20 protein-coding genes are annotated in these 24401 nt (G+C 64.0%); 2 read left to right on the top strand and 18 right to left on the bottom strand.

The window, feature by feature from the left end; genetic code table 11:
- Positions 1-142 precede the first annotated feature (142 nt).
- The 18 genes from tilS to rpsB form a co-directional block, all read right to left on the bottom strand.
- Complete coding sequence (tilS, locus tag IB232_RS01400) at positions 143-1459, bottom strand: tRNA lysidine(34) synthetase TilS (RefSeq protein WP_192396779.1); 1317 nt, start codon at positions 1457-1459, stop codon at positions 143-145.
- Positions 1460-1515: 56 nt separating this feature from the next.
- Positions 1516-2466 (bottom strand): acetyl-CoA carboxylase carboxyltransferase subunit alpha, encoded by a 951-nt coding sequence (locus IB232_RS01395; protein ID WP_192396778.1) that lies wholly within the window; start codon positions 2464-2466, stop codon positions 1516-1518.
- A gap of 116 nt (positions 2467-2582) precedes the next feature.
- The gene (gene dnaE / locus IB232_RS01390) at positions 2583-6116 is read right to left on the bottom strand and encodes a DNA polymerase III subunit alpha (RefSeq protein WP_192396777.1); all 3534 of its coding nucleotides are present in this window, start codon (positions 6114-6116) and stop codon (positions 2583-2585) included.
- 90 nt (positions 6117-6206) lie between these two features.
- A complete protein-coding gene (rnhB, locus tag IB232_RS01385) occupies positions 6207-6809 on the bottom strand; it encodes a ribonuclease HII (protein ID WP_192396776.1) in 603 nt (200 codons plus the stop codon).
- Entirely contained in the window at positions 6809-7942 is a 1134-nt protein-coding gene (gene lpxB / locus IB232_RS01380) for a lipid-A-disaccharide synthase (RefSeq protein ID WP_192396775.1), read from the bottom strand. The genes rnhB and lpxB overlap by 1 nt, the downstream gene beginning before the upstream one ends.
- A 2-nt stretch (positions 7943-7944) precedes the next feature.
- Positions 7945-8721: an acyl-ACP--UDP-N-acetylglucosamine O-acyltransferase gene (gene lpxA / locus IB232_RS01375; protein ID WP_137974334.1), complete on the bottom strand. Its 777-nt coding sequence runs from the start codon at positions 8719-8721 to the stop codon at positions 7945-7947.
- A complete protein-coding gene (gene fabZ, locus IB232_RS01370) occupies positions 8718-9158 on the bottom strand; it encodes a 3-hydroxyacyl-ACP dehydratase FabZ (RefSeq protein ID WP_192396774.1) in 441 nt (146 codons plus the stop codon). Before fabZ ends, lpxA begins: the two co-directional genes overlap by 4 nt.
- Before the next feature lie 44 nt (positions 9159-9202).
- The gene (gene lpxD, locus IB232_RS01365) at positions 9203-10261 is read right to left on the bottom strand and encodes a UDP-3-O-(3-hydroxymyristoyl)glucosamine N-acyltransferase (protein WP_192396773.1); all 1059 of its coding nucleotides are present in this window, start codon (positions 10259-10261) and stop codon (positions 9203-9205) included.
- 2 nt (positions 10262-10263) lie between these two features.
- Positions 10264-10767, bottom strand: a complete 504-nt coding sequence (locus tag IB232_RS01360) for an OmpH family outer membrane protein (protein ID WP_192396772.1) — start codon at positions 10765-10767, stop codon at positions 10264-10266.
- A gap of 37 nt (positions 10768-10804) precedes the next feature.
- Positions 10805-13225, bottom strand: a complete 2421-nt coding sequence (gene bamA, locus IB232_RS01355) for an outer membrane protein assembly factor BamA (RefSeq protein ID WP_192396771.1) — start codon at positions 13223-13225, stop codon at positions 10805-10807.
- Between the two features lie 74 nt (positions 13226-13299).
- Positions 13300-14652 (bottom strand): sigma E protease regulator RseP, encoded by a 1353-nt coding sequence (gene rseP, locus IB232_RS01350; protein WP_192396770.1) that lies wholly within the window; start codon positions 14650-14652, stop codon positions 13300-13302.
- A gap of 18 nt (positions 14653-14670) precedes the next feature.
- Positions 14671-15861, bottom strand: a complete 1191-nt coding sequence (ispC, locus tag IB232_RS01345) for a 1-deoxy-D-xylulose-5-phosphate reductoisomerase (protein ID WP_192396769.1) — start codon at positions 15859-15861, stop codon at positions 14671-14673.
- Positions 15858-16673 (bottom strand): phosphatidate cytidylyltransferase, encoded by an 816-nt coding sequence (locus tag IB232_RS01340; protein ID WP_192396768.1) that lies wholly within the window; start codon positions 16671-16673, stop codon positions 15858-15860. The genes ispC and IB232_RS01340 overlap by 4 nt, the downstream gene beginning before the upstream one ends.
- Positions 16667-17425, bottom strand: a complete 759-nt coding sequence (uppS, locus tag IB232_RS01335; RefSeq protein WP_192396767.1) for a polyprenyl diphosphate synthase — start codon at positions 17423-17425, stop codon at positions 16667-16669. Before uppS ends, IB232_RS01340 begins: the two co-directional genes overlap by 7 nt.
- Position 17426: 1 nt before the next feature.
- Entirely contained in the window at positions 17427-17984 is a 558-nt protein-coding gene (gene frr, locus IB232_RS01330) for a ribosome recycling factor (RefSeq protein WP_043306946.1), read from the bottom strand.
- Positions 17981-18724, bottom strand: coding sequence for a UMP kinase (gene pyrH, locus IB232_RS01325; RefSeq protein WP_192396766.1), 744 nt, complete (start codon positions 18722-18724; stop codon positions 17981-17983). Before pyrH ends, frr begins: the two co-directional genes overlap by 4 nt.
- A 152-nt stretch (positions 18725-18876) precedes the next feature.
- Positions 18877-19740, bottom strand: coding sequence for a translation elongation factor Ts (gene tsf / locus IB232_RS01320; RefSeq protein ID WP_192396765.1), 864 nt, complete (start codon positions 19738-19740; stop codon positions 18877-18879).
- A 123-nt stretch (positions 19741-19863) separates the two neighbouring features.
- The gene (gene rpsB / locus IB232_RS01315) at positions 19864-20604 is read right to left on the bottom strand and encodes a 30S ribosomal protein S2 (protein ID WP_043306949.1); all 741 of its coding nucleotides are present in this window, start codon (positions 20602-20604) and stop codon (positions 19864-19866) included.
- A gap of 261 nt (positions 20605-20865) precedes the next feature.
- Here rpsB and map point away from each other — a divergent pair, with 261 nt between their 5' ends.
- Positions 20866-21666, top strand: coding sequence for a type I methionyl aminopeptidase (map, locus tag IB232_RS01310; RefSeq protein ID WP_192396764.1), 801 nt, complete (start codon positions 20866-20868; stop codon positions 21664-21666).
- A gap of 31 nt (positions 21667-21697) precedes the next feature.
- Complete coding sequence (locus IB232_RS01305; protein WP_192396763.1) at positions 21698-24400, top strand: [protein-PII] uridylyltransferase; 2703 nt, start codon at positions 21698-21700, stop codon at positions 24398-24400.
- Position 24401: the final 1 nt, after the last annotated feature.

Genomic DNA, 24401 nt, shown 5'->3' with positions numbered 1-24401 from the left:
CAGCGTTCAAGCGGTCAGCGCCGCCGGGGTAAAAGCGCAGGCCGGTCCTTGACCAACCTGAAATAAGCATGCCACTGCGGGTTCCGAGGGAGCCCACAGAAGCAGTAACAAGACGGGAGCGTAGTCTACCGGAAAGGCCCTTTCAGCTCAAACCTTGTGCGTTGGTCGGCGGCAGCCAGTGCAACTGCCACTCTGCCGACGGCGGACCATCCAGACCCGGCAGGTTGGCCACGGCCAGCAGCTCGTCGCCGCGATACAGCAGCGGCAGGCGCCCGCGCACGAATGCCGGCACGCCGCGCTCGTTGAGCAGACGCTTGAGATCGCGATGGCCGCGCCCCGCCAGCGCCATGACCTCGCCGCCCTGGCGATAACGCAACTGCAGCGGGGCGGCAGGTCCTACTCCTTCAATCTGCGCCCGACCATTGCCGGGCAAGCACAGCGGCTGCGCCGGATCGGTCCAGGCTGCGGGCGGCGGCGGCTGTTGCAGCCACTCACCGGAGAGCAACCACAACCGCCCGTCGGCGCGCCTCAGCTCGCCGCCATCCAGACGCCAAAGCGCAGCGGCATCCACAGTGGCGTCACGTAGATCGACCCAACCGGCCCAATGTTCGCTATCCGGCATTCGGCTATACGGCGCCAGCCAATGCCGCAGCGCGTTGCGTTGACGCACCTCGGACAACGCGATCAGGGGCTGCAGCTGCACGGACGGCAGATTCAGCCAATCAAACGCACCCGAGCCACGAACGGTGGCCAAATCCTGCTCAGCCAGTTCGGCGAGCAATTGCTCGGCCTCGCGCATATGTTCGGCGGTCCGCGCCAGACTGGCGCCGGCCTGTGGCCAGTGACGCGCCAGCACGGGAAATACCTCATGGCGCAGGAAATTGCGCGCCAGCCCGGTATCGGCATTGGACGGATCTTCCACCCAACGCAGGTCATGCTGGCGGGCATAGGCCTCCAGCTGCGCACGCGGCACCTGCAACAGCGGGCGTACCAGCCATCCGGCGGCGAGACGGCGAGACAGCGGCATGCCGGCCAGACCACGCACGCCGGCGCCACGCAGCAGGCGGAATAATAGGGTCTCGGCCTGATCGTCACGATGCTGGCCGGTCAGCAGGATCTCGCCCGCCCCTATCTGCCGCTCGAACGCAGCGTACCGCGCTTCGCGCGCCGCCCGCTCCAGACTGGCGCCGCCATCCACCTGCACCCGCTCGATACGCAGCGGCACGGCCAGCTCGTCACAGAGCGACTGGCAATGGGCCGGCCAGGTATCGGCGATGGCCTGCAAACCATGGTGAACATGCACGGCCGACAGCGGCGGCAGCGCCTCCCGCTCGCGCAGGCGTGCCAGCAGGTGCAGCAGCACGGTCGAATCCAGCCCGCCAGACAGGGCGATACGCCACGCCGGCGCGCTACGCCAGGAAGCCAATGAGTCGAGCAGGGAAGATTCGAGCGAGGTCATGCCGCCAGCTTAAACAACAACGGGCCCGAAGGCCCGTGGTTGATACATGACGCCAATCAGGCGATGCCGTAGCTCATCAGGCGCTCGTAGCGGCGCTCCAGCAGCTTGGCGCTGTCCAGCTTGCGCAGCATGTCGAGCTGCTCGGCCAGCTCCGTGCGAATCGACTGGGCAGTGGTGGCCGGATCGCGGTGGGCGCCGCCCAGCGGCTCGGCGATCACCTTGTCGACGATACCCAGGCCCTTCAGGCGTTCGGCGGTGATGCCCATGGCCTCGGCCGCATCCGGCGCCTTCTCGGCGGTCTTCCACAGGATCGAGGCGCAACCTTCCGGCGAGATTACCGAGTAGGTGGAGTACTGCAGCATGTTCAGCTGGTCGCATACGCCGATGGCCAGCGCGCCGCCGGAACCTCCCTCGCCGATCACGGTGGCGATGATCGGGGTCTTCAGGCGCGCCATCACGCGCAGGTTCCAGGCGATGGCCTCGCTCTGGTTGCGCTCCTCGGCGTCGATGCCCGGGTAGGCGCCCGGCGTGTCAATGAAGGTGAGGATCGGCAGCTTGAAGCGCTCGGCCATCTCCATCAGGCGGCAGGCCTTGCGATAGCCCTCGGGACGCGGCATGCCGAAGTTGCGACGCACCTTCTCGCGCACTTCGCGGCCCTTCTGGTGGCCGATGACCATCACCGGCTGGCCATCCAGGCGCGCGGTACCACCGACAATGGCGGCGTCGTCGGAGAAGTGACGATCGCCGTGCAGCTCGTCGAACTCGGTAAAGAGATGCTCGATGTAGTCGAGTGTGTAGGGACGGCGCGGGTGGCGCGACAACTGGGAAATCTGCCAGCTACTGAGGTTGCCGAAGATGGTCTCGGTCAGCGCGCTGCTCTTGTCCTGCAGGCGGGAAATCTCGTCGCTGATATTCAGCGCGTTGTCGTTGCCCACCAAGCGCAGCTCTTCGATCTTGGCTTGCAGGTCGGCAATCGGCTGTTCGAAGTCGAGGAAGTTCGGGTTCATAGGCGTCCGTCTAGCATCGGCGGCCCAAGGGCCGGGCGGTGTTCCATGTGGCGCCTACCTTAAGGGATAGTGCGCCCGTGGTCGAGGCCGAACGCGGCAGGCCCGAGGCCTGCCGTTCAGCGGTATTGGAGGAAGACGTTGTCTTTGCCGAACTGGTCACGCAAGGCCTGGATCAGGTTGTCTGCCGGATCGATGCGCCATTGCTCGCCGAACTGCAGCACGGCCTTGGCCTCGCTGCCGCTGTAGTCCAGGGTCAGCGGGCAGGCGCCCTTGTGCTTGCCGAACAGCTCGCCCAGCCAGCGCAGACGATCGCCCTGCAGCGCCTCGCGCGGGGCGCGAATACGCAGGCTCTCGGCCAGGCCGGTGCGAGCCTCTTCCAGGCTCATCACCCGTTTGGCGCGCAGGCGCAGGCCGCCGGAGAACTCGTCGTTGCTCACCTCGCCCTCGACCACCACCAGGGCGTCGGTCTGCAACAGTGCCTGGGCGCTGGCGAAGGCATCGGCGAACAGCGAGGCCTCGATCCGCCCAGAGCGGTCGTCGAGGGTGATGAAGCCCATCTTGTCGCCCTTCTTGTTCTTCATCACCCGCAGGGCCACGATCAGCCCGGCGATGGTCTGGGTGTCACGGGCCGCGCGCAGCTCGACGATGCGTTGGCGCGCGAAGCGGCGCACCTCGCCTTCGTATTCGTCGATCGGGTGCCCGGTGAGGTACAGGCCGAGGGTATCCTTCTCGCCCTTCAGGCGCTCCTTGATCGACAGCTCGCGAGCATTGCGGTGGTTGATATAGAGATCCGCCTCCGGCTCGGCGAACACGCCGCCGAACAGGTCCATGTGACCGCTGTCGTGACTACGTGCAGTCTGCTCGGCGGCCTGTACCGCCTCCTCCATGGCCGCCAGCAGCACCGCACGGTTGCGGTCGACGCTGGCCTGGTAGGCCTTGAGTTCGTCCTGGTAATACGGACCGAGGCGATCCAGCGCACCGGAACGCACCAGCGCCTCCAGGGTGCGCTTGTTGATGCGCTTGAGGTCGACGCGGTTGCAGAAGTCGAACAGGTCCTTGAACGGACCGCCCTCGGCGCGACACTCGACGATCGCCTCGACCGGCCCCTCGCCCACGCCCTTGACCGCGCCGAGGCCGTAGACGATGCGCCCGTCTTCGTTGACGGTGAACTTGAATTCCGAGGTATTCACGTCCGGCGCATCGAGGCGCAGCTTCATGCTGCGGCACTCCTCGATGAGGATCACCACCTTGTCGGTGTTGTGCATATCCGCCGACAGCACCGCGGCCATGAACGGCGCCGGGTAGTGCGCCTTGAGCCAGGCGGTCTGGTAGGAGACCAGGCCGTAGGCGGCGGAGTGGGATTTGTTGAAGCCGTAGCCGGCGAACTTTTCCACCAGGTCGAAGATGTTGCCCGCCAGGTTGGCATCGATGCCGTTGCTCGCGCAGCCCTCGATGAAGCCGCCGCGCTGCTTGGCCATCTCCTCGGGCTTCTTCTTGCCCATGGCGCGGCGCAGCATGTCCGCCCCGCCGAGGGTGTAGCCCGCCATCACCTGGGCGATCTGCATCACCTGTTCCTGGTACAGGATGATGCCGTAGGTGGGCTTTAGCACCGGCTCGAGGCCCGCGTACTGGTAGTCCGGGTGCGGATAGGAGAGCTGCTCGCGGCCGTGCTTACGGTTGATGAAGTCATCCACCATGCCCGACTGCAGCGGACCGGGGCGGAACAGCGCCACCAGTGCGATCATGTCTTCCAGGCAGTCAGGCTTGAGCTTCTTGATCAACTCCTTCATGCCGCGAGATTCGAGCTGGAAGACCGCGGTGGTCTCCGCCTTCTGCAGCATGTCGTAGGTCTTCTTGTCATCCAGCGGGATGAAGTCGATGTTGATCAGTTCGTCGTCCGACGCACCCTCGCGTTTCTGGATGCGATGAATGGTCTCCATCGCCCACTTGATGATGGTCAGAGTACGCAGGCCGAGGAAGTCGAACTTCACCAGGCCGGCTGCCTCCACGTCGTCCTTATCGAACTGGGTGACCAGGCCGCCGCCCTCTTCATCGCAGGAAGTAGGTGCGAAGTCGGTCAGCTTGGTCGGCGCGATCACCACGCCACCGGCGTGCTTGCCGGTGCCGCGCACCACACCCTCGAGCTTGAGGGCCATGTCCCAGATCTCCTGGGCTTCCTCGTCGGCCTTGAGGAAGTCGCGCAGCACCTCTTCCTGCTCGTAGGCCGCCTCCAGGGTCATGCCGACCTCGAAGGGGATCATCTTCGACAGGCGGTCGGCCAGGCCGTAGGACTTGCCCTGCACCCGCGCCACGTCGCGTACCACCGCCTTGGCCGCCATGGAGCCGAAGGTGATGATCTGGCTCACCGCATTGCGGCCGTACTTCTCGGCCACATAATCGATCACTCGGTCGCGGCCGTCCATGCAGAAGTCGACGTCGAAGTCGGGCATGGAAATACGTTCGGGGTTGAGGAAGCGCTCGAACAGCAGGTCATAGGCCAGCGGGTCGAGGTCAGTGATCTTCAGCACGTAGGCCACCAGCGAGCCGGCGCCCGAACCCCGGCCCGGGCCGACCGGCACGCCGTTGTTCTTCGCCCACTTGATGAAGTCCATCACGATGAGGAAGTAACCGGGGAAGCCCATCTGGATAATGATGTCGAGCTCGAAGTTCAGGCGGTCGACATAGACCTGGCGCTTCTCCTCGTAATTCGGCGTGGTGTCCTTCGGCCACAGCACCGCGAGGCGCTCTTCCAGGCCCTCGAAGGAGGCGTGGCGCAGGTAGTCGTCAATAGCCATGCCGTTGGGCGTGGGGAAGTCCGGCAGGAAGTATTTGCCCAGCTGCACGTCTATGTTGCAGCGCTTGGCGATCTCGACCGTGTTCTCCAGCGCCTCGGGCAGGTCGGCGAACAGCTCGGCCATCTCCTCCGGCGACTTGAGGTACTGCTCCTCGGAGTAGTTGCGCGGGCGGCGCGGGTCATCCAGGGTGCGACCCTCGCCGATGCACACGCGGGTCTCGTGGGCCTCGAAGTCGCCCGGCTTGAGGAAGCGCACGTCGTTGGTCGCCACCAGCGGCACGCCGGTGCGCGTGGCCAGCGCTACCGCCGCATGCAGATGCTCCTCGTCATTGACCCGGTTGGTACGCTGCACCTCCAGGTAGAAGCGCTCCGGGAATACCGCCAACCATTCATTGAGCAGGGCCTCGGCACGCCCCGGCTCACCGGCCAGCAGGGCCATGCCCACTTCACCCTCACGGGCACCGGACAGGGCGATCACGCCTTCGGCCGCCTCCTTGACCCAATCGCGCTGGATGATCACCAGGCCATTGTCCTGCCCTTCGGCCCAGCCGCGGGAGATCAGCTCGGTGAGGTTGCGATAGCCCTGGGCGTTCATCGCCAGCAGGGTCAGACGCGACAGCGGTCCATCCTCGTCCAGGCTGGCCAGCCAGATATCGGCGCCGCAGATGGGCTTGATGCCGGCGCCCATGGCGGTCTTGTAGAACTTCACCAGCGAGCACATGTTGCTCATGTCGGTGACGGCCACCGCCGGCATGCCTGCCCCGGCCACGGCCTTGACCAGCGGCTTGACCCGTACCAGCCCGTCGACCAGGGAAAACTCGGTGTGCAGGCGCAGATGGACGAAGGTAGCGGTCATGACAATCCCGTTGGTGACACAGAAACGATAAGGCCCGGATTGTACCGGGCCTCGACTTAAACAACAGCTTGCGAACCAGCCATGTGGTGCTTATTCGATCCCTTCCAGCACATTGCGTACCGGCGCAAACGAGCGCCGATGGATGGGCGTGGCACCCAGGCGTTTGAGGGCTTCCAGATGGACGGGCGTCGGATAGCCCTTGTGCCCGGCGATGCCGTAGCCCGGATAGAGTTTTTCCATCTCGGCCATCTCGCGATCACGACTGACCTTGGCCAGGATCGACGCCGCCGCGATGGCCGGCACCTGAGCATCGCCACCCACCACCGGCGCGCTGGGCACCGCCAGTTTCGGGCAGCGGTTGCCATCGATCAGCGCCAGCTTCGGGGTAACGCTCAAACCCTCCACTGCGCGCTGCATGGCCAGCATGGTGGCATGCAGGATGTTCAGCTGGTCGATCTCTTCCACCTCGGCGCGGGCGATGCACCAGGCCAGGGCCTTTTCGCGGATCTCGTCGAAGAGTTTCTCGCGGCGCGCCTCGGTGAGCTTCTTCGAATCGTTGAGGCCGGCAATCGGCCGAGCCGGATCGAGGATTACCGCGGCGGTAACCACCGGCCCGCAAAGCGGACCGCGGCCGACTTCGTCGACACCGGCGACCAGCTCCTCGACCAGGGCGAAATCCAGTCCGAGCTGCATCAGGCCTGCACCACCAGCTTGAGCACGGCGTCGGCGGCCTGCTGCGAGGCATCCTGGCGCAGGGCGCGATGAATCACGTCGAAGCCCAAGGTCTGTACCGCGCCATCGTCCAGCAGCGGCGCCAGGGTCTGGGCCAGAGCGTCGGGTGTTGCGGCATCCTGGATCAGCTCCGGCACCAGCATGCGCTCGGCCAGCAGATTGGGCAGCGAGATATAGGGGCTCTTCACCAGGCGCTTTAGGATGCGGTAGGTCAGCGGCGCCACCTTGTACGCCACCACCATCGGCCGCTTGTGCAGCAGGGCTTCGAGAGTGGCGGTACCGGAGGCGATCAGCACCGCGTCGCAGGCCGCCAGGGCCTCGTGGGAGCGACCGTCGAGAAGGCGCAGCGGCAGGTTGCGCCCGGCGAGCATGGCTTCCAGCTGGGCGCGGCGTTCGACGTTGGCGCAGGGCAGCACGAACTGCACACCCGGCCGCAACGCGCGCAGCCGCTCGGCGGCATCGAGGAACAGCTCACCGAGACGCGCCACCTCGCCGCCACGGCTGCCCGGCAACAGCGCAACCACGCTGTCGTCCGGCGTCAGGCCCAGGGCTTCGCGCGCACCGTCGCGATCGGCCTGCAGCGGAATGGTATTGGCCAACGGATGGCCGACGAAACGCACCGGCACCTGATGATCCAGGTAGAAGCGCGCCTCGAAGGGGAACAGCGTCAGCATCAGGTCGCAGGCTTCGCGGATCTTCAGCACGCGCTTTTGCCGCCAGGCCCAGACGGACGGGCTGACATAGTGCACGGTCCTGATCCCGGCCTGGCGCAGCTTGAGCTCAAGGGTCAGGTTGAAATCCGGGGCATCGATACCGATGAACACATCCGGTTTCGCGGCGATCAGCTCCTTGACCAGGCGCTTGCGACGGCCCAGCAGCTCACGCAGACGACCAAGTACCTCGACCAGGCCCATGACCGCCAGACGTTCCATGGGGAAGCTCGATACCAGACCTTCGGCCTCCATGCGCGGACCGCCGACGCCGATGAACTCGATCTGCGGATGTTTCTGCTTGAGCGCCTGCATCAGGCCGGCGCCGAGGATGTCGCCGGAGGCCTCTCCGGCCACCAGCGCAACGAGAAGGGGACGGCTCATGATCAGCGGGTGATGCCGCGGGTCGACGCCTGGACGGAATCGCGGAACACCGCCACTTCCGGGAACTGCGCGGCGGACTCGGCCAGCTCGGCCAGCGCCTGCTCGACGGTCAACCCCTGGCGATACACCACCTTGTAGGCCCGACGCAGAGCGGCGATGGCCTCGGCGCTGAAGCCACGGCGACGCATGCCCTCGAAGTTCATGCTGCGCGCCTCGGCCGGGTTGCCGAACACGGTGACGTAGGCCGGTACGTCCTTGCCGATGGCGGTGCCCATGCCGGAGAAGCTGTGGGCGCCAATGCGGCAGAACTGGTGGACCAGGGTGAAGCCGGAGAGGATCGCCCAGTCGTCCATGTGCACATGGCCGGCCAGCGCGGTGTTGTTGACCAGGATGCAGTGGTTGCCGATCACGCTGTCGTGACCGATGTGCACATAGGCCATCAGCAGGTTGTGGTCGCCGATGGTGGTTTCGGAGCGGTCCTGCACCGTGCCACGGTGAATGGTCACGCCTTCGCGAATCACGTTGTGATCGCCGATCACCAGCCGGGTCGGCTCGCCGTTGTACTTCAGGTCCGGGGTGTCTTCACCGACCGAAGAGAACTGGTAGATCTTGTTGTGCTTGCCGATGACGGTCGGGCCCTTGAGGACCACATGCGGGCCAACCACCGTACCCTCGCCGATTTCCACATCCGGTCCGATGATCGACCAGGGGCCGACCTGAACGTCATCCGCCAGCTTGGCCGACGGATCGATGATGGCGCGAGGGTCGATCAAACTCATAGCTTGCGTTCCGCACAGATGATTTCGGCCGAGCAGACTTCCTTGCCATCGACGCTGGCCTGACAGGCAAATTTCCAGATGCTGCGCTTGACGCTGAGGAACTTGGCCTCGAGCACCAGCTGATCGCCCGGCATGACCGGCTGACGGAAGCGCAGCTTGTCGGAGCCGACGAAATAATACAGGGTGCCGTCGGCCGGCTTAACATCGAGCATCTTGAAGCCGAGGATGCCGGCCGCCTGGGCCATGGCTTCGATGATCAGCACACCCGGCATGATCGGGTGCTCGGGGAAGTGACCATTGAAGAACGGCTCGTTGATGCTGACATTCTTGTAGGCGCGAATGGTCTTGCCTTCGATATCCAGCTCGGCGACGCGGTCTACCAGCAGAAACGGGTAGCGGTGCGGCAGATATTCGCGAATCTCGTTGATGTCCATCATTTGCAGAAAGCCTGTACTAAAAAAAGGGGCGTGCCTGGGCACGATCAGGCATCAGATGTGGCCTGGTCGTCCGGGGTCACGGCGGCGAGGCGCTTTTCCAGCTCGCGCAGGCGCCGCGCCATGTCGTCCAGTTGACGGATGCGGGCGGCGCTCTTCTTCCAGTCACCCGCAGTCTGCATGGCAGTACCGGAAGAATAGGCGCCCGGCTCGGTGATCGAGCGGGTGACCATGGTCATGCCGGTCACGAACACGTTGTCACACACTTCGATATGACCAACCATGCCGACGCCACCGGCGATCATGCAGTGCTTGCCGATCTTGGTGCTGCCGGAAATACCGACGCAGCCGGCCATGGCGGTGTGGTCGCCGATCTGCACGTTGTGCGCGATCATGATCTGGTTATCCAGCTTCACGCCGTTGCCAATCACCGTGTCGGCCAGGGCGCCACGATCGATGGTGGTATTGGCCCCGACTTCCACGTCGTCGCCCAGCACCACGCCACCAATCTGCGCGATTTTCAGCCACACACCTTTCTCGTTGGCGAAGCCGAAGCCCTCACCACCAAGTACGGCGCCGGACTGGATGACCACGCGCTTACCGATCCTCACATCGTGATAGAGAGTGACGCGAGGCGCCAGCCAGCCGCCCTCGCCCACCACGCTGCGCGCACCGATCACGGAGTGGGCACCGATGGTGACGGCCGCACCGATCTGCGCACCGCTCTCGATCACCACATAAGCGCCGATACTGGCACTTGGATCGACCTTAGCATCAGCAGCGATCAGCGCAGTCGGATGCACACCGGCAGCGGATACGGGCTTGCTATCGAACAGATGGGAAAGCTGGGCGAAGGCCAGATAGGGGCTGGCCACCACCAGAGCATCACCGGCGTAACCCTCGGCGTCGGCGGCGGTCAGCAGCACCACGCCGGCGCGAGTCTCGGCCAGGAACTTGCGGTACTGCGTGTTGGCCAGGAAACTCAGCTGATCGGGGCCGGCGTCCTGCAGGGTCGCCAGACCGCGAATCGGCTTGTCCGCGGCGCCACGCAAGGTGGCGCCGAGACGCTCGGCCAGCTGGCCGAGGGTGAAGACCACGGCGCTCATGCTCAGCGCTGCGAGTTCATGCGCTGGATGACCTGACGGGTGATCTCGTACTGCGGCTTGACGTCGACCACGGCGCCACGCTCCAGGACCAGGTCATAGTTGCCCTGCTTGATCACTTCCTCGACGGCCTTGTCCAGCTTCGGCTTGAGCTGCTTGAGCATGTCGCGGTCGGAGATCGCCTTGGCTTCGTTCAGCTCCTTGGACTGGAACTGGAAATCGCGGGCCTTCTGCTTGAATTCCAGCTCCAGGCGCTCACGCTCGGCCTGCTGCATCTTCTCGGCATCCTTCACCAGACGGTCCTGAATACGCTTGGCATCGGATTCGAGCTGTTTGAGCTTGCTCAGCTGCGGGCCGAACTTCTTCTCGGCATCCACGGCGTATTTCTTGGCGGCATCGGACTCGAGCAGGGCCATCTGATAATTCATCACCGCGATTTTCATCTCGGCGAAGGCCGGGGTTGCCATCAGGGTGGCGGCAACCAGAACCAGTTGAGTCAACTTACGCACGATGCACTCCTGCAACAAAACACTGTTGTCTAGCAAATTAGAAAGTTTGGCCCAGAGAGAACTGGAATATCTGCGGATCGGAATCGTCCGGCTTCTTGATCGGTGCCGCCAGACTGAAGCTCAGCGGGCCCAAAGCGGTGACCCAGGTGACCCCTACACCAACGGAGCTGGCCAGTTGGCTCGCATCGATACTGCCGCAACCGCTGGTGTTCATGCTCTGAGTAGAGGCTGTCTTGGTCGGGCAATCGGTGAGGAACACGCTACCGACATCCCAGAACAGCACGGTACGCAGCGAACGCTGGTCCTTCACGAATGGCAGCGGGAATAGGTATTCCACACCACCCTGGATCAGCACGTTACCGCCGTAGGGCAGCGGATCCTGGTCATCGGTATAGCGGCCGTCGGCCCCCGGGCCGGTGCCTTCACCACCCGGAATCGGGTTGCCGTTAGCGTCACGAGCCACACTCGGCGTACTGCGCGGCCCAAGGGTGCTATCTTCGAAGCCACGCACGGAGTTGAAGCCGCCGGCGTAGTAGTGCTCGTAGAACGGCAGGCCGTTGGTCGAGCCGTAGCCGTCGCCATAGCCCAGCTCGGTGTGGAAGCGCAGAGCGGTCGACTGGGTCAAGGGCGCGAACTTCTGGCCACGATAGTCCAGCTTGAAGAACGACAGGTCGCTGCCCGGTACAGTGCTTTCAAGCACCAGGCTCTGGGAGTGGCCACGGTTGGCCAGCACACCACGGTTCAGAGTCGACTCGGACCAGCCGATGGAGGCCTTCAGGTTGAGGAAGCTGTCGCCCTCCTCATCGATGAAGGCGAGGATCTCATCGACCGTGTAGTCGCCGGTGTCCAGCGAGTCCTGCTGGATGGTCAGGCCGTAGTTCAGGCGCGCAGTTTCGCTGATCGGGTAGCCGATGCTGATGCCAGCGCCCAGGCTGTCCACCGAGTAGCTGGATACGTCATAGTCCAACTCGTCGTAGTCGGTGGTGCGGTAGAAGGCGTTGTAGCCCAGGCTGACGCCGTCGACCGTCCAGTAGGGGTCGACGAAGCCGAAGTTGTAGCGAGTCTGGTATTCGGAGCGGGTCAGACCGAGACTGACCTTGTTACCGCTACCCAGGAAGTTGTTCTGGCTGATCGAGCCGCCGAGGATCAGACCGGCGTTCTGGGCGAAGCCGACGCTGGCGGTGATCGAACCGGATGCCTGCTCTTCCACGCTATAGTTGACGTCGACCTGGTCGTCGGTGCCCGGCACCTGCGGGGTCTCGACGTTGACTTCCTTGAAGTAGCCCAGGCGCTCCAGACGGGTCTTGGACTGGTCGATCAGGTAAGTCGAGGCCCAGCCGCCTTCCATCTGGCGCATCTCCCGGCGCAGCACTTCGTCTTCGGTCTTGGTGTTGCCGCGGAAGTTGATTCGGTTGACGTAGGCACGCTTGCCCGGGTCGACCACGAAGGTAATGGCAACAGTCTTGTCTTCGTCGTTGGGCTGCGGCACGCCGTTGACGTTGGCGAAGGTGTAGCCTTCGTTGCCCAGGCGGCGGGTGATCAGCTCGGAGGTGGTGGTCATCACCTTGCGCGAGAAGGTCTGCCCTTCCTTGACCAGCAACAGCTTCTTCACTTCCTCTTCCGGCACCTTCAGGTCACCGGAGAGTTTGACTTCGCTGACGCTGTACTTCTCACCTTCTTCGACGTTGACGGTGATGTAGACGTGCTTTTTATCCGGGGTGATGGATACCTGGGTGGAGGAGATATCCATGTTGATGTAGCCGCGGTCCAGGTAATAGGAACGCAGGCGCTCCAGGTCACCGGACAGTTTCTCGCGGGCGTACTTGTCGTCGTTCTTGAAGAACGACAGCCAGTTGGTGGTCTTCAGTTCGAACAGGGCGGTGAGGTCTTCGTCCGGGAAGACGCTATTGCCGACCACGTTGATGTGCTGGATGGCGGCGACCGAACCCTCGTTGATGGTGATCTTCAGCGCCACGCGGTTACGTGGCTGAGGAATCACCTCGGCCTCGATCTCGGCGGAGTAGCGGCCCTGGGCCACGTACTGGCGCAGCAGCTCGTTGCGTACGCCTTCCAGGGTAGCGCGCTGGAAGATCTCGCCTTCGGCCAGGCCGGACTGCTGCAGGCCTTTCATCAGGTCTTCGGTGGTGATCGCCTTGTTGCCCTCGATCTCGACGGTGGAGATCGACGGACGCTCGACCACGCTGATCACCAGCACGTCGCCTTCGCGGCCGAGTTGGATGTCCTGGAAGAAACCGGTCTTGAACAGCGAGCGAGTGGCATCCACCAGACGGCGATCATCGACCTGATCGCCGACATTGAGCGGTAGAGCACCGAACAGGCTGCCGGCGGAAACCCGCTGCAGGCCGTTGACGCGAATGTCTGTGATGGTGAAGGACTCGGCGTGAACTTCGGCGATCATCAGGGCGGCGAGGACCGCAGGTAGCAGCAGACGTTTCATGAAGTCCTTTCTTATTCCAACTGATAATAAAGAAACTGCCGCGATACGCGGCAGATTCGGAATTCAGCTATTCGTTACAGACGACTCAAGTCATTGACCAGGGCCAGCAACATCACCCCAAGCACCAGACTGATACCGATCTGAATGCCCCAACCCTGCACCCGCTCGGATAGCGGACGACCACGCGCCCACTCGACCAGGTAGAACAGCAAATGCCCCCCATCCAGAACGGGAATGGGCAGCAAATTGAGAACCCCCAAGCTAATGCTCAGATAGGCGAGGAAATTGAGGAAATCCGCCACGCCGGACTGAGCCGAAGCGCCCGCCACTTTAGCAATGGTTATCGGCCCACTCAAGTTTTTTACCGACAGCTCGCCGAACAGCATTTTCTTCAGCGAATCAAGGGTTAGCGCGGTCATGCTCCAGGTACGACGCAGGCTCTCGGCGACCGCATCCAGAGGGCCAAAACGGACTTCATGGAGCATCTGCGCCGGCCACTCGCCGCCCTTAACCCCCACCCCGAGGTAACCACCGCGGGCCTTGCCTTCGCCACGAGCGCCCAGGGTTACCGGCAATTCAAGCTGCTGACCATCGCGCTGTAGGCGCAGCGTCACCTGATCGCCAGCGCGAGTGCGCACCCAGTCGATCACTTGCTGCCACTCGTCCAGACGCTGATCGTCGAGCGCCAGCAGGCGGTCGCCCAGACGCACGCCAGCCTTCTGCGCCGGTCCTTCCGGGTCGAGCTCGTTGACCACCGGCTGAGTCGCCGGGCGCCACGGGGTAATGCCAAGGGAGGCCAGAGGCTCCGGCTCGTCGACGCCGCGCAGCCAGTCACGTAGCACCAGCTGCCGCTCGGCGACCAGCGTCGAACCCTGCTCGCGCACCTGCACCTGAACGATGCCGCTCTCGCCGAGGCGGCGCACGAGCTGCAGATTGACCGCCGACCAGCCCGGCGTGCTCTCGCCATCCACCGCCACGATCTCCTGGCCGGCACGCAGCCCTGCCGACGCCGCCAGGCTTTCCGGCTCAACCTGGCCGATCACCGGGCGCACCTGCTGCGAGCCGAGCATGGCGATGATCCAGAAGAACAGGATGGCGAGCAGGAAGTTGGCGACCGGGCCCGCAGCGACTATGGCGATGCGCTGCTTGACCGACTTGCGATTGAAGGCCTGATCGAGCTGCTCGAGCGGCACATCACCCTCGCGCTCGTCGAGCATCTTCACGTAGCCCCCCAGGGGAATGGCCGCCACCATGAACTCGGTGCCATGGCGGTCGTACCAGCGCACCAGCGGTGTGCCGAAGCCCACGGAGAAGCGCAGTACCTTGACGCCGCAGCGTCGCGCCACCCAGAAATGACCGAACTCATGGAAGGTGACCAGCACCCCGAGCGCGATCAGGGTGCCGAAGATCATGTACAACCCGCTCATTCCGTCTTCCTCCGGGCCTCAGCGCCCGTGGCGATTCAACCAGTCGATTGCCAGGGTTCTGGCCCGGGCATCCGCCGCCAGCACCGCATCCAGGTCCGCGACCGTAGCCGACGCCTGGCGATTCAGGGTGTCCTCGATGATACGCGCGATCTCCGGGAAGCGGATGCGCCGCTCGAGAAACGCGGCGACCGCGACCTCGTTCGCCGCATTGAGCATCGCCGGCGCACTACCACCGGCTTCCGCAGCCTGGCGAGCCAGGCGCAGGCAGGGGAAGCGCTGCTCGTCGGGATGCTGGAAATCCAGGCGAGCAACGGCGAACAAGTCCAGTGGCGCCACCCCCGAATCGATGCGCTCAGGCCAGGCCAGGGCATTGGCGATCGGCGTGCGCATATCCGGGTTGCCCAACTGGGCCAGCACCGAGCCATCCACGTAATCGACCAGGGAATGAATCACGCTCTGCGGGTGAATCACCACCTCGACCTGCTCGGGGCGCGCATCGAACAGCCAGCAGGCCTCGATCAGCTCCAGCCCCTTGTTCATCATGCTCGCCGAGTCCACTGAGATCTTGCGCCCCATGGACCAGTTCGGGTGAGCACAGGCCTGTTCCGGCGAGACATGCTCCAGCTCGCTCAGCGGCGTTTCGCGGAACGGACCGCCGGAAGCGGTCAGCAGGATGCGGCGCACACCGACCGCGCCGAGGCCACGAGCATAATCGCCGGGTAGGCACTGGAAGATCGCGTTGTGTTCGCTGTCGATCGGCAGCAGCGTAGCGCCATGCTCGCGAACCGCCTGCATGAAGAGGTCGCCGGACATCACCAGCGCCTCCTTGTTCGCCAGCAGCACCTTCTTGCCCGCACGAACAGCAGCCAGGGTCGGCTTGAGGCCGGCGGCACCCACGATGGCGGCCATCACCGCATCCACTTCCGGATGGGCGGCCACCTCACACAGACCGCCCTCACCCACCAGCACCCGAGTCGACAAGCCCGCATCCTGCAGGCAGCCCTGCAAAGTTCGCGCACTGGCCTCATCGGCGGTCACGGCAAACTGCGGGCGATGCTTGAGGCACAGCTGTTCAAGCTCGGCCAGACGGGAGAAGCCACTGAGGGCGAAGGCCTGGTAGCGCTGCGGGTGGCGCGCAATCACATCCAGGGTGCTGAGACCGATAGAGCCGGTCGCCCCGAGCACGACGATGCGTTGCAGCTGACTCACTGCGCGCCCCAGCCCGCCAGCCACAGCAGCACGGCAAACAGCGGAATGGCGGCGGTCAGACTGTCGATACGGTCCAGCACGCCACCGTGACCCGGCAGCAGATTGCTGCTGTCCTTGATTCCCGATTGGCGCTTGAACATGCTCTCGGTCAGGTCACCGATCACCGAAGCGGCCACCACCAGCAACGCACCGGCCAGCGCCAGCAGCAGCCCGCGGGCCTGCCAGCCCTGCTGCAGACCTACCACCAGTGTGATCAGCAGGCTGGCCGCCAGACCACCAAAGAAACCTTCCCAGCTCTTGCCGGGACTGACGCGCGGCGCCAGCTTGCGCTTGCCGAACGCCTTGCCGGCGAAATAGGCACCGATATCAGCACCCCAGACCAGCACCATCACCGCGATGATAAGACCGTTGGCCTGCGGCCACTGCTTGAGCTGCACCAGCCCCTGCCAGGCCGGCAGCAAAATCAGCAGCCCGATCAGCAGCTTGCCGGGCAAGCCGCCCCAGTAGCGGCTGCTATCCGGGTAGTTCAGCACCAGCAGGGTCGCAGCCAGCCACCAGAGCACCGCGGCACCCAGTAACCAGGGCGCCGAAGCCGGAACCAGGTACGCGCCGTAGAGCAACGCCGCCACCACCAGCGCATAGGCAACGCGCTGCGGCTGGGCGGACAGCCCCGCCAGGCGCGCCCACTCCCAGGCACCCAGGGTGACGACGGCGCCGATGAACAGGGCGAACGCCCAGCCATCGAGCAGGAAGAAGCCACCCAGGGCGATGGGCAACAGGATCAGGGCAGTGATGATGCGCTGCTTCAGCATTGGCGAGCCTCGGCTTCCACCTGCTCGCTGGTCTTGCCGAAGCGACGCTGGCGGGTAGCGAAATCGGCCAGCGCCTTGCGCATGGCCTCGTGCTTGAAATCCGGCCAGAACAGGTCGGAGAAGTACAGCTCGGAATAGGCCAGCTGCCAGAGCAGGAAGTTGCTGATGCGATGCTCGCCACCAGTGCGGATGCACAGGTCCGGCAGCGGCAGATCACCGGTGGCCAGGCAGCTCTGCAGCAGCTCGGGGGTGATGTCTTCGCTCTGCAGGTGACCGGCCTGGACTTCCCGGGCGAGACGCTGGGCAGCCTGGGCGATATCCCACTGGCCGCCATAATTGGCGGCGATCTGCAGAACGAAGCGATTCTCGCCGGCAGTCTGCAGTTCGGCCTCGCGCATGGCGGCCTGCAGCTCCGGATGGAAGCGCGAGCGATCACCGATGATGCGCAGACTGATGGCGTTGTCCTTGAGCTTGCGCGCCTCGCGACGCAGTGCGCCGAGGAACAGCTCCATCAGCGCGCCGACCTCTTCGGCCGGACGCTGCCAGTTCTCGCTGGAGAAAGCGAACAGGGTCAGCACCTCGACGCCGGCCTCGGCACACACCTCGATGACTGCGCGCACCGCATCGACGCCAGCCTTGTGCCCGGCCACGCCGGGCAACAGGCGCTTCTTCGCCCAGCGGTTGTTGCCATCCATGATGATGGCGACATGACGCGGTATCGCCGGCGGCGCTTCCTGCTTGGCCTTGCTCACATCACACCGCCATCAGGTCGGCTTCTTTGGCTTCCAGGGCCTTGTCGACTTCTGCAACGAACTTGTCGGTGAGCTTCTGCACTTCATCGGCGGCGCGGCGCTCTTCGTCTTCGCTGATTTCCTTGTCCTTGGACAGCTTCTTCAGCTCGGCCAGGGCATCGCGACGCACGTTGCGCACCGCCACCTTGGCATCTTCGGCAACGCCACGCGCCTGCTTGGTGTAGCCCTTGCGGGTCTCTTCGGTCAGGGCAGGCATCGGCACGCGAATGGTGGCGCCGGCGCTGCTCGGGTTCAGACCGAGGTCGGAGGTCATGATCGCCTTCTCGATCGCGGCACTGAGGGTCTTGTCGTGGGCGACGATCTTCAGCGTACGGGCATCTTCCACGGTGATCGCAGCAACCTGGTTCAGCGGCATGTCGCTGCCGTAGGCCGGGACCTTGACGCTATCCAGAATGCTCGGATGCGCACGACCGGTACGAATGGAGGCCAGGTTGCGCCCCAGCGACTCCAGGGATTTGACCATGCGCTCTTGGGCGTCTTTCTTGATCTCGTTGATCATTGTGCATCCTCCTCGATCAGGGTTCCTTCGGCGCCGCCCACCACGATGTTCAGCAGGGCGCCAGGCTTGTTCATATTGAAGACCCGCAGCGGCATCTTGTGATCGCGCACCAGGCAGATGGCCGTCAGGTCCATCACACCGAGCTTGCGGTCGAGCACCTCGTCGTAGGTCAGGCGCTCGAACTTCTCGGCATTGGGGTCCTTGAAAGGATCGGCAGTGTACACGCCATCGACCTTGGTGGCTTTCAGCACCAGGTCGGCATCGATCTCAATGGCGCGCAGGCAGGCCGCCGAGTCGGTGGTGAAGAACGGATTGCCGGTGCCGGCGGCGAAGATCACCACTTCACCGGTGCCCAGGTGGCGCATGGCCTTGCGACGATCGTAGTGATCGGTCACACCGACCATGGAGATGGCCGACATGACCAGCGCCGGGATATTCGAGCGCTCCAGGGCGTCGCGCATGGCCAGGGCGTTCATCACGGTGGCCAGCATGCCCATGTGGTCGCCAGTGACCCGATCCATGCCGGCGGCAGACAGGGCAGCGCCGCGAAACAGGTTGCCGCCGCCGATCACCAGACCAACCTGCACGCCGATGCCAACCAGTTGGCCGACCTCCAGCGCCATGCGATCCAGCACCTTGGGATCGATGCCGAACTCTTCCGAACCCATCAGGGCTTCGCCGCTTAGTTTGAGCAGAATGCGTTTATAGCGAGGTTGACGACCACTCACCTGCTGAGCCATTGCGAATCTCTCCTGCGGCGTTGTTTGGCTACTTATCTTACCCGGCAGTCAGACTACTGCCCGGTGAATTCGTGCGGGATGCTCCCGCGCTTTGCAAAAGAGGCTGCACGCGTGAGCGGGCAGCCTCTTCGATGCGACAGTGTAGAACCGTCTTACTGCTTGGCAGCGGCTACCTGAGCAGCCACTTCGGCAGCGAAGTCAGCCTCGACCTTCTCGATGCCTTCGCCCACTTCGTAGCGGGTGAAGGAAACGATTTCGGCGCCGGCTTTCTTGACCAGGTCACCGACCTTGACTTCCGGATCCATGACGAAGGCTTGCTCGACCAGGCTGGCCTCAGCCAGGAACTTGGCGATACGGCCTTTGACCATGTTCTCGACGATGTTCTCCGGCTTGCCGGCGATCTTCTCGGCGTTCAGCTGCAGGAAGATTTCCTTTTCCTTGGCGATCAGCTCTTCGGAAACGTCCGACGGGCTCAGAACGGCAGGGTTGGAAGCAGCAACGTGCATGGCAACGTGCTTGGCCAGTTCTTCGTTGCCGCCCTTCAGGACAACCAGAACACCGATGCGGTGACCGTGCAGGTAGGAACCTACGACGTCACCTTCGACGGCAGCCAGACGACGGATGTTGACGTTCTCGCCGCACTTGGCAACCAGGGCCTCACGCGCGGATTCGCGGGAAGCGATCAGCGGAGCGGCGTCGGTCAGCTTCTGGGTGAAGGCTTCGTCCAGGCTTTCTTTGACGAAGGCCTTGAAGTCGTCCTGCAGGGCCAGGAAGTCGGTCTGCGAGTTGACTTCGATCAGCAGGCCACGACCACCTTCGACGCGAGCGGCGATGGCACCTTCAGCGGCGACGTTGCCAGCCTTCTTGGCGGCCTTGATGGCACCCGAGGCGCGCATGTCGTCGATCGCCTTCTCGATGTCGCCACCGGCGGCAACCAGAGCCTTCTTGCACTCCATCATGCCTTGGCCGGTACGCTCGCGCAGTTCTTTAACCAGGGCTGCAGTGATTTCTGCCATGTTCCTAATCCTCTTGAAGTGGTGTTTCAACCATTCAACCCGACCACGTCGGGCACAAAATTCGTAAGTGGCAAAAAGGGGGCCTAGCCCCCTTCTCGCGCAACGGGATGCTTTATCCCGTTATCAGCCTTCGCTGGCCTCGGAGGCAGCTTCTTCGACGAACTCGTCGGTGCCGCCAGCGGAGTTGCCACGACCACGGATCACGGCGTCGGCCATGGCACCCATGTACAGCTGGATGGCGCGGATGGCGTCATCGTTACCCGGGATGATGTAGTCAACGCCTTCCGGGCTGCTGTTGGTATCGACAATGCCGATGACCGGAATGCCCAGCTTGTTGGCTTCGGTGATGGCGATGCGCTCGTGGTCAACGTCGATCACGAACAGAGCATCCGGCAGACCGCCCATGTCCTTGATGCCGCCCAGGCTGCGATCCAGTTTTTCCAGATCACGGGAGCGCATCAGGGCTTCTTTCTTGGTCAGCTTGGCGAAGGTGCCGTCCTGGGACTGGGTTTCCAGCTCGCGCAGGCGCTTGATCGAAGCACGGATGGTCTTGAAGTTGGTCAGCATGCCGCCGAGCCAGCGGTGATCGACGTACGGGGAACCGCAACGTGCGGCTTCTTCGGCGACGATCTTGCCGGCGGAACGCTTGGTGCCGACGAACAGAATCTTGTTCTTACCGGAAGCCAGCTTCTCGACGAACGACAGGGCGTCGTTGAACATCGGAAGGGTCTTTTCCAGGTTGATGATGTGGATCTTGTTACGCGCGCCGAAAATGAACTTGCCCATTTTCGGGTTCCAGTAACGGGTCTGGTGGCCGAAGTGCACACCGGCCTTCAGCATATCGCGCATGTTGACTTGGGACATGATAGTTCCTTGATAAGTCGGGTTAGGCCTCCACGCATCCCAATCTCCAACCCTTGCGGGCACCCAGGAAATCGTGTCGATACGTGTGCGGGTTAGTGCTTTACGAGCCCACTGGCCGTAAAGCGGCGCGTTTTATACCACACAAAGCCCGGACAGGCTAGCCAAACCCCACTTTAGCCCCATGCCGCCGCCGGGCGGCTTTCTGCTAGAATCGCCGTCTTCCCCGATTTGCCTAGCGCCGCTGGCGCCGAGAGAGACCGCATGACCGTCACCATCAAGACTCCTGCCGAAATCGAAAAGATGCGCGTGGCCGGCCGCCTGGCCGCCGAAGTGCTGGAGATGATCGGCGAACACGTCAAACCGGGCGTCACCACCGAGGAAATCGACCGTATCTGCCACGACTATATCGTCAACGTACAGAAGGCCATTCCCGCCCCGCTCAACTACGGCGCCGCCCCGGGCCGCCCGGGCTTCCCCAAGTCGGTCTGCACCTCGATCAACCACGTGGTCTGCCACGGCATTCCCAACGACAAGCCGCTTAAGGATGGCGATGTGCTGAACATCGACGTCACCGTGATCAAGGACGGCTACCACGGCGATACCAGCAAGATGTTCATGGTCGGCAAGGTGCCGGAGTGGGCCCAGCGCCTGGCACAGGTCACCCAGGAATGCATGTACAAGGGCATCCAGCTGGTCAAGCCGGGCGCGCGCCTGGGCGACATCGGCGAGGTGATCCAGAAGCACGCCGAGAAGCAGGGCTTCTCCGTGGTACGCGAATACTGTGGCCACGGCATCGGCGCGGTGTTCCACGAGGAGCCGCAGGTGCTGCACTACGGCCGCGCCGGCACCGGCATGGAACTCAAGGAAGGCATGACCTTCACCATCGAGCCGATGATCAACCAGGGCCGCCCGGAAACCCGCCTGCTCGGCGATGGCTGGACCGCCATCACCAAGGACCGCAAGCTCTCCGCCCAGTGGGAGCACACCGTGCTGGTCACCGCCGACGGCTACGAGATCCTCACCCTGCGCAGCGACGATACCCTGCCGCGCACCTCGGCCTGAGCCCATACATATAGACAGAAGGTAGGCACGCATGCCGCAGATGGACCCGGAGTTGTTTGATCGCGGCCAGTTCCAGGCGGAATTGGCGCTCAAGTCCAGTCCCATCGCGGCCTTCAAGAAGGCCATCAAGCAGGCGCGCGAGGTGCTCGACGGGCGCTTCCGCGAGGGCCGCGACATTCGTCGCCTGGTCGAGGACCGCGCCTGGTTCGTCGACCAGATCCTTCAGGAAGCCTGGAAGCGCTTCGCCTGGAGCGAGGACGCCGACATCGCCCTGCTGGCCGTCGGCGGCTACGGCCGCGGCGAGCTGCACCCCAACTCCGACATCGACCTACTCATTCTGCTCGACAGCGCCGACCACGAGGTCTTCCGCACCCCGATCGAAGGCTTCCTCACCCTACTCTGGGACATCGGCCTGGAAGTCGGCCAGAGCGTGCGCAGCGTCGACGAGTGTGCCGAGGAGGCCCGCGCCGACCTGACGGTGGTCACCAACCTGATGGAAAGCCGCACCATCGCCGGCCCCGAACGCCTGCGCCAGCGCATGCAGCAGGTCACCAGCACCGAGCAGATGTGGCCGAGCAAGCACTTCTTCCTGGCCAAGCGCAAGGAAGCCAAGGCGCGCCACGCCAAGTACAACGACACCGAATACAACCTCGAACCCAATGTGAAGGGCTCGCCCGGCGGCCTGCGCGATATCCAGACCATCCTCTGGGTCGCCCGCCGCCAGTTCGGCAGCCTCAACCTGCACTCCCTGGTGCAAGAGGGCTTCCTGGTCGACAGCGAGTACAGCATGCTGGCCTCGGCCCAGGAATTCCTGTGGAAGGTGCGCTACGCCCTGCACATGCTGGCCGGTCGCGCCGAGGACCGCCTGCTGTTCGACCACCAGCGCAAGATCGCCGGCCTGCTCGGCTTCGAGGATGGCGACGGCAAGCTGGCCGTCGAGCGCTTCATGCAGAAGTACTACCGAGTGGTGATGGGCGTCGCCGAGCTTAGCGAGCTGATCAACCAGCACTTCGAGGACGTACTGCTGCGCGAAGGCGAACGCGGCCAGGCGCAGCCGCTGAACAGCCGCTTCCAGGTGCGCGATGGCTATATCGAGGTAACCAGCCCCGGCGTGTTCAGGCGCACTCCGTTCGCCATCCTCGAAGTCTTCGTGCTGATGGCCCAGCACCCCGAGATCAAGGGCGTGCGCGCCGACACCATCCGCCTGCTGCGCGACAGCCGCAGCCTGATCGACGACGAATTCCGCCGCGACATCCGCAACACCAGCCTATTCATCGAGCTGTTCAAATCGCCCCAGGGCATCCACCGCAACCTGCGACGGATGAACCGCTACGGCATCCTCGGCCGCTACCTGCCGGAGTTCGGCCACATAGTCGGGCAGATGCAGCACGACCTGTTCCACATCTATACCGTGGACGCGCACACCCTCAACCTGATCAAGCACCTGCGCAAGCTGAAGTGGCCGGAACTGGCGGAGAAATTTCCGCTGGCCAGCAAGGTCATCGACAAGCTGCCCAAGCCTGAGCTGATCTACCTGGCCGGCCTCTATCACGACATCGGCAAGGGCCGCGGTGGCGACCACTCCGAACTCGGCGCGGTGGATGCCGAGGCCTTCTGCGCGCGCCACCAGTTGCCGCTGTGGGATAGCCGGCTGATCGTCTGGCTGGTGCAGAACCACCTGGTGATGTCGACCACCGCCCAGCGCAAGGACCTGTCCGACCCGCAGGTGATCTTCGACTTCGCCCAGCTGGTCGGCGACCAGACCCGCCTGGACTACCTCTACGTGCTGACCGTGGCCGACATCAACGCCACCAACCCCAGCCTGTGGAACTCCTGGCGCGCCAGCCTGCTGCGCCAGCTGTACACCGAGACCAAGCGTGCCCTGCGCCGCGGCCTGGAGAACCCGCTGGATCGCGAAGAGCAGATCCGCCAGACCCAGAGCTCGGCCATCGACATCCTGGTGCGCGGCGGCATTGACCAGGATGACGCCGAACAGCTGTGGAGCCAGCTCGGCGACGACTACTTCCTGCGTCATGCCGCGGCCGACGTGGCCTGGCACACCGAGGCGATCCTCCAGCACCCGGCCGGCAACGACCCTCTGGTGCTGATCAAGGAAACCGCCCAGCGCGAGTTCGAGGGTGCCACCCAGATATTCATCTATGCCCCGGACCAGCACGACTTCTTCGCCGTGACCGTGGCCGCCATGGACCAGCTCAACCTGAACATCCATGATGCCCGGGTCATCACCTCCACCAGCCAGTTCACCCTCGACACCTATATCGTCCTGGACGCCGACGGCGGCCGCATCGGCGACAATCCGGCGCGCATCAAGGAGATCCGCGACGGCCTGGTGGAAGCGCTGAAGAACCCGGACGACTACCCGAACATCATCCAGCGCAGGGTACCGCGCCAGCTTAAGCACTTCGCCTTCGCGCCGCAGGTGACCATCCACAACGACGCCCAGCGCCCGGTCACCGTGCTGGAGATCACCGCGCCCGACCGCCCCGGCCTGCTGGCGCGACTCGGCAAGATCTTCCTCGACTTCGACCTGTCGCTGCAGAACGCCAAGATCGCCACCCTCGGCGAGCGCGTGGAGGACGTGTTCTTCATCACCGACGCGTGCAACCAGCCGTTGTCCGACCCGGAGCTGTGCGCCCGCCTGCAGGACGCCATCGTCCAGCAGCTGTCGCAGGCCAATGGCGAGACCGTCAACCTCGGCTCGATCAGCATCTGAA

This window comes from Pseudomonas sp. PDM15 (assembly GCF_014851565.1).
Lineage (GTDB): Bacteria > Pseudomonadota > Gammaproteobacteria > Pseudomonadales > Pseudomonadaceae > Aquipseudomonas.
Note: the sequence above shows the minus strand (reverse complement) of the source record. Positions and strands in the feature narration are given on the sequence as shown.